Annotated in this window: 6 protein-coding genes; 1 reads left to right on the forward strand and 5 read right to left on the reverse strand. The window is 58.0% G+C overall.

The window, feature by feature from the left end:
- Positions 1 to 151 precede the first annotated feature (151 nt).
- Complete coding sequence (locus DSM110093_RS03075) at positions 152 to 1,075, forward strand: alpha/beta hydrolase-fold protein (RefSeq protein WP_243266634.1); 924 nt, start codon at positions 152 to 154, stop codon at positions 1,073 to 1,075.
- An 872-nt stretch (positions 1,076 to 1,947) separates the two neighbouring features.
- Here the strand turns inward: DSM110093_RS03075 and DSM110093_RS03080 are convergent.
- The 5 genes from DSM110093_RS03080 to DSM110093_RS03100 all read right to left on the reverse strand — a co-directional run bounded on the left by DSM110093_RS03080 (position 1,948) and on the right by DSM110093_RS03100 (position 12,949).
- Complete coding sequence (locus DSM110093_RS03080; RefSeq protein ID WP_243266635.1) at positions 1,948 to 2,670, reverse strand: hypothetical protein; 723 nt, start codon at positions 2,668 to 2,670, stop codon at positions 1,948 to 1,950.
- 223 nt (positions 2,671 to 2,893) lie between these two features.
- Positions 2,894 to 8,635 (reverse strand): hypothetical protein, encoded by a 5,742-nt coding sequence (locus tag DSM110093_RS03085; RefSeq protein WP_243266636.1) that lies wholly within the window; start codon positions 8,633 to 8,635, stop codon positions 2,894 to 2,896.
- A gap of 117 nt (positions 8,636 to 8,752) precedes the next feature.
- A complete protein-coding gene (locus DSM110093_RS03090) occupies positions 8,753 to 11,362 on the reverse strand; it encodes an NEW3 domain-containing protein (protein WP_243266637.1) in 2,610 nt (869 codons plus the stop codon).
- A gap of 46 nt (positions 11,363 to 11,408) precedes the next feature.
- A complete protein-coding gene (locus DSM110093_RS03095; RefSeq protein ID WP_243266638.1) occupies positions 11,409 to 11,921 on the reverse strand; it encodes a hypothetical protein in 513 nt (170 codons plus the stop codon).
- A gap of 407 nt (positions 11,922 to 12,328) precedes the next feature.
- Positions 12,329 to 12,949: a response regulator transcription factor gene (locus tag DSM110093_RS03100; RefSeq protein WP_243266639.1), complete on the reverse strand. Its 621-nt coding sequence runs from the start codon at positions 12,947 to 12,949 to the stop codon at positions 12,329 to 12,331.
- Between the last annotated feature and the right edge of the window lie 16 nt (positions 12,950 to 12,965).

The raw sequence follows: 12,965 nt of genomic DNA on the forward strand, positions 1-12,965 counted from the left end.
TAGCCAATAGATCACGGTGTCGGTGAGAGTGCGCTTCATGGTTGCGCCGGTAACAACATGCTGCCACTTTTCTATCCAATACTTCTACAGGCGAAGTGGCCGAAGTGATGTCGCCGCAGAGAATAGAATGACCTGATAGGATGATGCGCGCATGAATATACGAAATGCCTTTGGCTTGTTCTGCCAGACTATCATTTTCGCCTTGATGGGGGCGGTCGCGACCGCCGAGGTGAGGTTTGAAAGCGCGGTTGGCAGTGATACATTCGGGCGGCCTGTCAGCTATGCGCTTTATCTGCCCCCCGGATACGACACTGATAACCGTAGCTATCCGGTGCTTTATCTTTTGCACGGCGGTGGCAGCGGCCAACCAAGCGATTGGTTCACGCTGGCGGGATTGGATCAACTGCTGGATCAGTTGATTTCAGACGGAACCATTCGCCCCTTCATCGCCGTGGCCCCTGACGGGCGCCGGGACAAAGCGAACAAGATTGCCACCTATTTCCTTGATGACCACGATGGCGCGCTGCGCTGGGAAACGATGTTCTTCGAGGATTTCATCCCGGCGATAGAGACACGACACCGCGCTATCGGAAATGGAGAGGCCCGCGCGGTTCTCGGTATTTCCATGGGGGCCGTGGCGGCAACGCTGTATAACCTCAAAGAACCTACTGAATTCGCAGGTAGCGCGGCTTTGAGCATCGCATTCCGCACCGAGAGTCAGGTGCTCGCCCTTTCGCCCGAGGCTTACGAGAGCCGCTACGCAGGGCTTTTGGGGCCGGATTTAGAAGGCGAAGAGCGTTTCAATTCACATTGGCAGGCCATATCACCATCGACTGTCGTGTCGGCAGCGGACAAAAGTAACTTTGCCCGTATTCCACGCCTCTATTTCGATATGGGCGCTGATGATCCCTTTTTTCAGGGCGCGGCTGAGCTTCATATCACGTTGCGAGATGCTGGGATAAAGCACAGATTTCTCGTGTCCGAAGGCAATCACGATTGGAACTTCTGGCGGCGATCTTTGGCGGAGGCGATCTTGCATATCGACGCTGTCTTTACGCGTGGATATGGGGAGTAGCCTGCGTTCCGAACTGAAGTTTTTCTAAGGGGTCAATTTGACTAGGGTTCGGATTCCTAGTTCGAAGAAAGAGGCGTGCTTCATTAACTAAAAGGTGAGTTCGCACAGCCGAAGACGCCCAACTATGGCAAAGGTCAACTCTGTGGCTGCAATTGCAGCAGTGTTGGGTGACAGCCAAGTGCAGTTTTGGGCCGTTCGCAACAGTCTGCATGAAGGACCGCTAGGGTTGATCTTGCCTTTTGTGGGAAGAGGGCGAGAAATTAGCGTTCAATCCGGGCCTCACTCAACCCTCTGAAACAGTGCCCAAATCGAGAACCCGCAACCAACACAATCTACTAACATGCTCCATGGGATGCTTTCATGCTCCAAGTTGGGCGATATGAACTCTACGACCTGCATGACAATTTTATTGACGTGAATATATAATTTTATACTCCAACTAGTCGCAAAAATTCCTTCGAGGATTAAGAATCCTCCTCGGTTCGCCACTACCCAGAATTTAATATACGTAGGAGTTTAGCACCTTGTCATGCTGTGTTTTTGTAGCTTTGGGTGAAAGCTCGTTGTCATGATTTTACGCGAGCAATGAATGACCTTGAGTGTGTCAAGCAAAGCAGCGCGGCGATAGTGGATATCGACCTGGGCCAACTTACGGCGCGGCTGGTAATATGGCGCAATCTAAAAGAACGAGTCACTGCCTGTAGATCTGTTCATCAGCGCAGCCCCGCAAAAGATCCTTCCGCGGCGTCGGAAATTCCCGCCATTATCGGTGATTCTGTAAACGGATTGAGATACAGCGCGGCAAATAAAGAGGGCCAAAGCAGAGAAAATGCTGGCGCTTTGGCTTGGAGGGAGAGAGAGGTGCCGCGCGGTTAGGAGGTGCCGCGCAGGCTGCTGTCAAAGATGCTTTTCATATGGCTGTCGAACTCATTCCAAGTGATGACGGCCCGGTTGCCCGCATGGCCGTGATAATATGAGCGGCCCGTCGATGTCGGTAACCCAGCCCAAATGCGGGCGAGATTCTCCATAAAACGATGGCGGCTGATCTTTCCTTGCATGAAGGGGGTGAACCCCGCATCTTCAAGCAGGAAATCAGCAAGCAGGTCCTGAACCTGCGGCGTAAAGACATCATTCCTATTCAGTCCTGCTTCGGCGACCAGAGTTTTCAATGTGTTGGGAATGAATTGATAGCGCCCGATCGCATGCTGCTGACCAGGCGTGGCGGCGATCCAGCGATAAATTTCACCAATGGTCATACCGGTGGGGCGTTTCGGCGGCTTGATCCGCGCGCCATGTTGAACCGCATCATAGCCTTTGCCACCGGCCTCTGCCGTGGCGATCACATGGCGCACGGCCGCTGATGGCCCACCGCTGGTGGGGATCGTAAGCCTGCGCGCCGAAGGTTTTGACGGTGTCGCTATCATGCTGCGATTCAAATGAATGCGACTTTCCGAGGAGGAGGGCGAGAGCGCAAAGTTCAACCCGGTCACGGCAATCTTTCTACTATCGAAGCGGGCGAGTTCATTCGCACTGGCCGCGCCGGAAAGGGCTGCGGCGATTAGACAAAAGGCAGAGCTGGCGGCGAGCTTTTTCATCGGGTTTCCCATCTGAGCTTCGTGTTGCGTTGACCCAGATGATGCCCGCTGAAAATCGATATTTCATTAATGCGGGCAGGTAGTTAGCTTCTCAAAAGGATAGCTGGACTGGTGCATAGGGTAGTTAGGTAAGCTTTGGGGCGAAATGGCGCGTGTGAAACGAGTCGAGCCACGTTCCAGATGCGCTTGGAACGTGGCTCTCCCTCGTGGCTGAGTCTCCCGATCAGCTTCCGAGGAACTGGTCGAACTGGGTCCAGAGCGAGTTGTCCAACAATAGGTTGAACCGGAAATAGAACCCTTCGTCATAGAGGCTGCTTTGGCCGGCGACCCGTCCGCGTGCTTTGTTGTAGCCGAGCGCCAGCAAGACACCTTCGCGCGGGGTGAAGCCGAACTCGGCACCGATCCCGTTGGAGGAGTTGCCCTCACTGTCCCATAGATGCGTGGCGTTAAGCCCAAGCTGAAAGCGGTCATTGCCAAACTCGTAGTTCAGACCGCCTTGGACCAGTTGGGTGGTGGCATTGGGCGACGCGCCCGCCGCGGTGCCAACCTTCTGGTACTGGCCAGCGTATTTGCCGTTGATCCGCAGGTCCGCATCCAGTTCATAGTTGGCATCGATCGACCACAAATGTGTCTCGGTGCTGCTGTGCTTTTCCTCAAGCCGGTGTTCGTACCACGCCAGCACATCGAGGCGGGCGTTGTCCTTGGGCCGATAGGCCGCCCCGATACGGGTGCGCATCTGGCGGGAATTCTCGCCATTGCGCCGATCAAGTGCCGCGCGGCTTCGCGCCAGAACTGTCAGGTCAGGGGTGACGTTGCCCGCAATGCCGATGCTGGCGTAATGCGTTTTGCCCACATCCTCCCAAGTGGTTTCCAACTCGGCATCGCCAACCCAATCGCCATCAGCCGACTCCCAGCTGGTGCCGATCGCAAAGGATGTCAGTTCGCCTTCTTCGGTGTCGAGGTTGCGCGCATGTTCCAGATCGGCGCGCAGGTTGGTGCTTTGATTGAGGTCCCAATCAACCGACAGCCCCTGCACCATGTTGGTATCGCTGGTACCGCTGGCTTTGGTCATCTCGGTCCGTCCGGTCACCCATTCGTTTAGCGTGTAGGTGAAGCCGTAAGCCGCCCGGGTGACCAACTCATCGCTGCCGAACTGAAGCTCGATCTCGTTATAGACGCGCCAGCCGTTCTTGGGTTCGTCGTAAAGACCCAAGATCAGCTCAGTTGGGGTGTCCCCATTGAGCGGTGCGCGCAGCTTGGCTTCGATCACGGTGCCGGGGCGGGCCGCTGGGGTCCAATGGGCGCCGAGGATCAAGGCCGTATCACTTTCATTGGTGCCATCGTTGCGGTCATAGCGGTATTCAAGGCCGATCCCGCCGCGCAGGGTCTTGCTCAGGCGGCGCGAATAGATCGCATCAACGGTCAGTTGTTCGCGGTTGTTGATCCGATCACGGGTATATTCCGCACCAAAAGCAATGTCGCTGCGTTGGTCGATCTCTGCACCATAGCTTAGACGAACCTGGCTGGTGCCTGCGCGTGCTAGCCCCCCCTGCGCATAAAAGTCGCGCCCGGTGTGGATTGCCTCGAAAGCAAAGTGGCGAGTCTCGGTCTTGAGTTCATAAGATAGGCGCGCAGCGGTGTCTTTTTCGCCCATGGCATTTTCTGAGCGGGCCACTTCGGCCTCCCAAACGCCGCCCTGACGGTCTTCGTGTTGCAGGTAGGCAGAGTGCATCCGCTGGCGGGCTGTGTTGCCAAGCGGTGCATCTGCATGAACCGCGCGGGCACCGATTGAGGTTCGCTCGGACAGGGCGTAGTTCACCTCGCCGCCATAGAGCCAGTATGCCTCGGCGCCTTCGGCCTCAACCTCATAGGTCACACGGATCGACACGGGGTTACCATCAAGGTCGAACTGGCGCACGGGGCTGTCGAAGGTGATCGTGTTGCGGAAGAAATCGAGCAGGTAGTCGGTGCCGCGCAGCAGTGGCGTGGCCGACAGGATATCGCCGCCATCTTCGTCCCGCACCAGGATTTCCACGCGCTCAGAGCCTTGCACATAGCCCCCGAGATCAAGGTCATAGGGGCCAGAGACGCCACGACCACGGATTTCCTGTACTTGCTGCTCTTGTGATGTCCGGGCTGCGAACACGGTAACCGAGACGCGGTCGTTCTCCCAGTGCCCCTTGGCCCCGGTGGCGACACGTTGCAGACCGCCGAGTTTCAGTGCGCTGGCTTCCGGCTCAATGGCGATGTCGCCGTAAAGCACATAGGAGCGGCCTTTTTCCACCTTCACAAAGAGGTTGGAGGAGGACTGCGCATCGGCACCGCGTTCGGAATTGTCGCCGTAGACGGGATAGTATTCTTCGCCCCGGATGTCGCGGAACAGGCGGTCTTCGGTGTCACGATCCGAGCTGTAGCGCAGGGTGAGCAGGGCATCGCCCCGGATCACACCCTTGAGGTAAAGCTCACCTCGCACACCGGTGGTGGTGTCTTCGAAAGAGCTGAAGCGATCCTGTTCAAGCACATTGCCTGCATCACCGCTCAGCGATACCGCGCCTTCGATCACGCCGATCAGCACGCGTTCGTTCAGGTCGGGGGTGAAGGTCAGCGTCGCCTCAGCCTCCCCAAAAGAAGAGCGCACGGTGATCAAGTCGGGGCCAGAGGCCTGCGGCGGGATCAGGTTAAAGGTGGCTTCGCCATTGTCGAGGTAGGCTTGCACGCCGGGCGTACTGCTGCGGATATCGGTCACATCCCACAGCGAACGGCGGGCCGAAAGGGTCACCGTGCCAGAGGCTGGCACTGGGCGGCCACCGGCATCAAGAACGCGGACGACCACGGGCACCACAGAGGCCGGGTTGGCCGCTGCCGTGTCGGGCAACAAAATCTCGATCCGGGCTGGCTTGCCGGGGGCGGTGAGGCGCAGTTCCTTGCGGACACGCTCGATGCCAAATCCGTCACGGCCCACCAGTGTCAGAACGTTTTCGCCCGATCCCAGTTTGACTGCGACATATTCCAGTGCCTGAACGTTGTTTTTTTCCCAATTTGTGCGTTCGCCCACGCGATCTTGGCCGAGTTCGCGGCCATTGACCAACAGCGCAAGCGTCAGGTCTGCTTTGCCTTTAACCCGAATGTTCTGGGTGGCGCGGGATACGCTGGTGTGTTCTGCAAAGTCGACAAAGCCGGGGGCGCTATCAAGGTTGCGGATCATGCTATCGAGTGACTGGCGCTGGGCCGACGCGCGGGCGGACTGGGCCACAGAGGCGGCATTCGCGCCGGCCTCTTCGCTCTGGGCGGCGATCATGCCGGGAGTCAGCTGTGTCGTGGTCGCGATACCCGCTTCGCTGCGCACGGAACGGGTGCTGCTGCGTTGGCCATCAATCGGCAGGTCGATCGCATTCATGCCGGGGGACTGACGTTTCCCATCAAAGTGGTCGCGACGTTTGCTGACCTCATCAAGCGCTTCGGGGGTACATTGGGCCACCGCAAAGTTCTCGGTCCGCAGTTCGCCTTTCTTCAGCGGCACCAGTCGAGAGCCACCGCGCCGCAGATCGTTGGTGCGGGTCACCTGCACTTCGGTTCCGGCGGGGAGGGTCTCTGGCTGCACGAGGAAGGCGTGTGTCACCGGGCGCATGCCATTCAGCGAATAGGCACCATCAATGTCGGTCACAACAAAGAGGCCTTCTTGGGTCACGATGCGCACGCCGGGAATGCCGGGTTCATCCGATGCACGGTCGCGCAGGCCGTTGCCGTTGCAATCCATGAACACAGCGCCGAGCACTGTGCCCTGCCGGGCAAAGACGCCGCCCGAGTTGTCGAGGCGTACCATGGCGCGGGAAGTCTGCGACTGGCGCAGTGTTCCGGTCCCCGCTTGGCGGCCCGACAGGATTGCGGCGTTTTCGTTGCGGCCTTCACGGGCGGCGGCAGAGAAGAGCATCACATAGGACAGTTCATGGCGAGACAGCGGTTCAAGCATGCCAACATCAAAGCGCAGATCGCCATTGCCAATTTGCTGCGGATCGTCCAGCGGTGCGCCGTTCAGCGTAACCGAGCCGGGAACGATGCTTACACCATAGGCAGGGCGGTCAAGGATTTCGCCAGCGATCAAGGCTTGGTGCATGTTGTTGGTAAAGCTGAGTGTATAGGTAACGAATTCGCCATGCCCAACGCTGTCGAGATTTGTCGTCTTATCCAGCGCTAGCGGTGTGCCGTAATGCGGATCGACCGGAATGTCAGAGACAAAAAGTGCCCCGCCCGCATGGCTGAACTCTTCGCCATAGCCTGCATCGATCACATTGCGGCCCATACCGACAAAGTCCGTTCGCGCCGATGGGAAAATCCACGCTGGCGCATCCATCACGGCATAGCGGTATTCGCCCTCAGGAATGTCGAAAAAGGTGAAAAAGCCGCGCTGGTCTGTTTGGGTGCGCGCCACTTCCGCGCCAGAGCGCGCATCGACAATAGCGATGACCACATCGTCGATCGGAGCGTTGGTGACTGAGTTGAACAAAAAGTTGCCGGGGTTGATCAACAGATCGTCTTCAAGCACCTCGTTGTCGCAAAGCGCCGTGGCGATAAAAGTATCGCCAAAGTCTGTCGCCATGACTTGGTCACCAGCCACGGCTGGGGACATCTGCGCCATAGGCAGAGCGGGGGTGAGGAATACGCCAGTGTTCGCTCCGGTCTCGGTCGCGATGAGCGTCTCGACATCATTGGTCAGTACGCTGCGGACGGTTACCGGAGTACTGTCGATTTCGGTGGTGCCGTTGCACATGCCAGCAGTGACGCGCAGGCGCGTATCGCTACCCGGTGTGCCGTAGGGTTGGTCTGCACCGGTTTCGGGGTGTTCGAATACAAGCGTTCCGGGGGTATCCGTCTCGCGCTCATAGACCACGGTGTTCGAGTCTAACAACAAGGTATTTTCTTGGTTGTTGTAAAAGGCAGAAGCGGTGTTGTGCACTTCGACCGCGCCCAAAGCCATTGGCACGCGCACCGAAAAGCTGGGGGCAGAGGCGTGGCCGACAGCAAAGTCGCCCTCGTGGAAAAAGGCCACTGCATCAACGTCGTTGGCAAGACCCGCAGGAACGGCGCTGCGGTAGGTATGGACAGGCGCGCCCCGCATATGGACCAGCGCCGTCATGCCGCCTGCGTTTTGTATTGCATCGAAGGTCGTGTTCAGCGGGATCGCATCGCGCAGCAAAACCCCCGTCTGGGGTGCGCCATCAATCAGGATGGGCTGGCCGTTGATCTCAGGGTAGCCAAAAGCGTCGCGCTCAGAGTCGTTGCGCATGCGCAGGGTGTAGGTGATGATCGCGCCTTCTTCGTTTTCGGAGATGACCTGCCCTTTGGCTATCTCAAGCCCGCCTTCTTCGACGCGCGAGATACCCATCGCCTGACCTGTCAGGCTCTGACCATCGTCGGCAACGCCAACCGCCGTCAATATGCTGGAGAACTGGGTGCTCACCGGGGTTTCGGCGGAAATGCGGAAGTCATAGATCAGCTGGAGCCGCTCGCCCACGGCCAGCAGTAACGGGGCTGACATGTCTGCTGCTATGTCCTCCCCATCGATCTGGCCGTTGCCATTAAGATCGGGGTAAAGCGTTTGGTGCGACATCAGCGGGGATTGGTTCTCTTCGTCGATGCTGAGCGATGTGAAAAGGCGCACGTTGCCGCTGTTGACCACGTCAAAGTGATAGCGGCCAAACGCACCACGGGTCAGCAAAAGGTCAGAGTAGCCTGTCACTTCGAGCCCAGGAACCGGGGCGACTTCGACTTGTACCGGGTTAGAGAAGACGCGCTCCATGATGCCGAGCGACGTGTTGAAATAGCTTACTTCTGCCACGTTGCGGATAAAGGTTCCGGCGTTTGCCGCGTCAGCTGCGGTGGATTGGGGCAGAAGGCTGAGACCCAATGCGGAGGCGCTGATCAGGGCCAGAGCCGAGCGGGCTGTAGACATAAGGAAACTGCGCATCAGTTTGCTCCTGTTGCGATCCCTGCGAAGGGCGTGAATAGAATGGGGAGACGAAAACGGGGGAGGAGGTGGCACCCCCGGTGAGCATGGCTCAGCCGGGGGCACCGAGGAGGTCGATTAGTTGTCGACCCTTACGGTGAACTCTACCCGGGCAAAGCCGCCGGGAAGGATCGTACCATGCGCGCTCGACACGTTTGTCGAGGTGATGGTTGCCGTGCTGGCCACCGGGAATAGGCTTTCAGAGCAGGCGCCGCCACAGTCAGTTACTGTAGTATAGGCAGGGGCCGCATCCGAGATGTTCACGTCGTCCGCCGGAGAAGCCCCGGTGTTTTCGGCTTCGACCATGTAGCGGATGCACTGGCCGGGCTCGACATCAAGGCGCGTCTTGGTGAAGGTGCCCGCGGTTCCGTCGCATTGAGCGTCGATATACTGGTACTTGCTCAGCGTGACATCGCCCGAGATGATGACCACGCGGTCTTCGACGGCGTTGTTGGTCAGGTCAATGTCGGTCCCGTTCAGCGTGTCTCCGATGGTGATCGTACCGATCTCGGACACACCTTGGGTTGCTGTAGATGGGGTCTGCACACGGTAGATCAGCGAAATGCTATCACCGGGGGCCAGCCCACCTACACCCAGATCATCGAAGTCATCGATGACCGGCTCGTTTGGATCAATAACGCCATTGCCGTCTTGGTCCCAGAAGATCGCGCCGGAGAAGTTCGTCAGGCCCCCTGCAGTGATCGTCCCTTCGGTGATGGCCACGTTACCTTCGTTCGAGATCGTGTGAAGGATGTCCACAATACCACCGGGCGAAGCCTGCGCGCTTTGATCGTCGATGATCTTTACATCGTAGATTTCGTTGACCGACACTTGGTTAACGATGCGGTCACCCTGTCCCGAGACAGAAGAGACAACCGCGATGTCGATTAAGGTGTCGCCGGGCAGGGCATCATCTGTCGGCGTGATCACCGCGCGGATGGACTGCGAAGCCCCTGCCGGGATGGTGCCAGTGTTGGACACAACCGAGCCATCGGGCAGTTGGAACTCAACGGTCCAGCCTGGGGGCAATGCTTGGTCCAGCGATAGGTTGAAGCTGTCCGAGACGGGGCCGTTGTTTTCGACCAGCATCTCAAAGATGACGGGTTCGCCGGGGTCTGTCGCTTCTGTCACCCACGGGTTGCCACCGTTTGTCGGCGCGGCTCCGTCACCTTCGGAACCAGCAACGTCGTTTTCAAGGTCGACCGAAGCGGCGAGCACCGCACCTGAGAATTCAGCTGTCGACACGTCAGAGACGCCCGAGTTGTCCGAAGTGGTGGTGATCGTCGCGGTGTAGTTGGTGGTGGCGGTTGCTGTGACATTTGTTGGCAATGTGGCGATCAACGTCACTTTGGCACTGTCACCAATGCCGAGCGGACCGACAGAGCTTACCACAGGTGTGACACCGTCAGCCCCGACAAAGCGGAAGGTGGTGCCTTGCGGGAAGTCCACATTGGCCACATCAAGCTGCAGGCTGTCCGGGCTGTTGGAAAGGTTGGTCAGCACAAATTCCTGGCGGATCACGCCGCCCTGAAAGACATCGCCGGTTTCGGTGACAACATCGTTGTTGGCCGCGTCATCATCGGTTGCCGATGCGATCGCCGCGTTCGCAGTACCGTTGGCGTTAATCGCCGTGTCGGCGATCGCCACCGCATATTGGTTGTCCACGATGATAGAGGCGGTGTTCGACGGCGGAAAGGCTGTGCCGTCTACGTCTTGGGTTGCCACGTTGGTAATGAGACCCGCATTCGCGGTGTCGGCGATCACGGCGCGGAATGTCACCTCGCCCGAACGGCCAGAGCCTACCGAAGAGATCAAGAAGTTGACGTTCTGGCCATCATCATAGTCCCAAGCCATCGTCTCACCAGAGCCGTTCGTGGCATCGACGACGGTGGAGCCGTTGTCATCGTTCAGGGGCACTGCAGAGTCAGACCAGCGGGCCGAGCCGGGCACATAGGTCAAGCGACCATCAAGAACATCCTGCACGGAGTAGCTGTTGGCTGCGGCCAGACCGGTGCTGGAATAGGTTAAGGTGATGGTCACTTCGTCGCCAGCGTCGATGATGTTGGGGTTCCCGCCCGAGGCCGGGTCCGCCGTCATAGATTTAACAAGTTCGACGATTGCGTCGTTGGAGATTGTCAGCGTGTCTGTGTTGGTGATGAGCACTGTGCCATCGAGATTGGAAGTCGCTGTGACGGTGATCGTGTCAGAGCCGGAAGCCGTAGATGGGGCCGTGGCTTCGATCACGACGCCGAACTGCTCGCCCGGGGCCAGGGTCGGTGTTTCAGACAGCGGAGTGGCGCTATCTGCCACGCCGTCCATGTTGGCGTCTGGGTAGAAGACCAACGGTTGCAAATTGAGCGTACCACTGTTGTTTTCCGCCGCTTCCAGCAAGAACGCATCTGCGCCGTTACCATCGTTAGTGATGATGTGAGGCAAGAAAGCCTTACCGCCGGGGGCGATGGTTTCAGTGTTGTCGGAGGTCATAGACACGCCAGCAACCTGCTGAACGATCGTCTCAACTGTGTTGGAGGTTACCGTGATCGTATCGCCAGCACCATTGGTATAGGTCGCGACAGCTTGGTTGCCGATCACCGAGCCCGCTTCGGGGGCCGCGAAAACAACGGTGCCAATCACAGAAGTCAATGCGATAGCGCTGACAGAGCGCAAGAAGGTTGTTTGGTATTTCACGTTAATATTCCTAGTTCTATGGAGGTTGGAGAGAGAGGCGCCGGGGTTAGTTCAGGCGCACGCGGTAGCTGTTGAAGGCAGAGCCGCCTGCTTCGAGCGGTTCCGACAGGGTCCAGCGCACAGCGGCGACGGCTTCTTCGGGGAGCGGCTCTTCGGTCATGTTGCCTTCGGCATCGACGACCTTGCGGGTGGCGGGAACGGTCGACCATTCCAGCCCTTCCTGCTCTGGATCCATCTCGGCCTGGACTTCAAACACGGCGGCGACCGAGGTCACTTCGGACCCGAGCGCGAGAGAGACGCCATCTGGGACCGGTGCGGCAATGACGAGACCTTCCATCGCGCCGTCGGTCATGTTCTCGTGACGCAGCTCATAGGAGATCACTTCGCCCGGGCGGATGGTTTCGCGCTCAACGAGAACCTCTTCACCCTCGGCGTTGGTTTCTACCACGCGGAAGGAAAATTCGCTCGACAGTGCGTCCGCGGCGGCGGCGAAGCCAACGATGGACAAGGCCGTACTGGCAATGAGTGTTTTGGATAGCTGGGAGATTTGGATACGCATCTAATAGTTCCCTTGTTGACCGGTGAAGCGCCGGCAGTTGCAATGAACGGACACGCCCATTGCGTTGTCCTGTTCTGATCTTCGGGGAAACGGATACCGAGATCATCTGAGCGAACGGTTAATGCGCTGAGCCTGCGGTCAGGCGTTTATTCGAAAGGATAGGAGGGCCTATCAAGTCGCGCTGCGGGCTATCAATTGGCGCGGTGATGAGGCACGAAGATGGTTAATTTCGAAGGGAAAAATGGCGCCCGCGAATCTTTAATTCGCTGGCCAGGGCCATAAAGCTAACGCAAAAACGCCCGCGCAAGGCGGGCGATCAAGGTTTACAAAGGCGGCGTAGACTGAGGCGGGTTACGCCACGCTTTCGCTACAAACGCAGAGGGGGGGGCAAGCGTGAAAACGCAGCTTCAGACGAAGCCAGCGTCACGTGCAAGAATCGCAGCATCCGTGCGATTCTTTGCATCCAATTTGCGACAAAGTGTTTTGACATGCAGTTTTATCGTTACTTCCTGCAGATCGAGGTCGCGCGCGATCTCTTTGTTAGACTGGGCAGTCATCAATCCGCGCAGCACTTGGCGCTCGCGTTCTGACAGGGCTTTCTCAAAATCGGTCTCTTCGGGGTTATCTTTGCCCGACATGAATGAGACCGGGGCATAGGTTTCCCCCGCGGCCATAAAGCGAACCGCGTTGACCAGTGATTTCGCGGGTAATGTTTTTGGCAGGAAGCCAATAGCCCCCATTTCCAGTGCTTGTTCTGCAATTAGTCTGGTCGCCGTGCCAGAGATCAGCCCGACGGGGCGGCCTTCATTTATATCAAGTACGGTCTGCAGACCTTGCAGGCCTTTCATGCCGGGCATAGTATAATCAAGCAGCACCAAATCGTAGGGTGGTTGGGTTTTGATCTTGTCCAGTGCGCCTGCCAGAACGCTTGCCGCTTCGGTGACGGTTGCACCATCTGCATCAAGAAACATAGCGATGGTCTCTCGGACCATGTCGTGATCATCGGCAATTAAAATACGCAAAGACATAATAGTTCTCCTGAAG

Origin of the sequence: Sulfitobacter sp. DSM 110093 (assembly GCF_022788715.1) — a bacterium.
In the GTDB taxonomy this organism is placed as follows: Bacteria; Pseudomonadota; Alphaproteobacteria; order Rhodobacterales; family Rhodobacteraceae; genus Sulfitobacter.

Excerpts from the sequence above, each read along its gene's own strand:
- DSM110093_RS03095 (WP_243266638.1), bottom strand. The coding sequence starts at position 11,921 with ATGCGTATCCAAATCTCCCAGCTATCCAAAACACTCATTGCCAGTACG.
- DSM110093_RS03075 (WP_243266634.1), top strand. The coding sequence starts at position 152 with ATGAATATACGAAATGCCTTTGGCTTGTTCTGCCAGACTATCATTTTC.
- DSM110093_RS03085 (WP_243266636.1), bottom strand. The coding sequence starts at position 8,635 with ATGCGCAGTTTCCTTATGTCTACAGCCCGCTCGGCTCTGGCCCTGATC.
- DSM110093_RS03080 (WP_243266635.1), bottom strand. The coding sequence starts at position 2,670 with ATGAAAAAGCTCGCCGCCAGCTCTGCCTTTTGTCTAATCGCCGCAGCC.
- DSM110093_RS03100 (WP_243266639.1), bottom strand. The coding sequence starts at position 12,949 with ATGTCTTTGCGTATTTTAATTGCCGATGATCACGACATGGTCCGAGAG.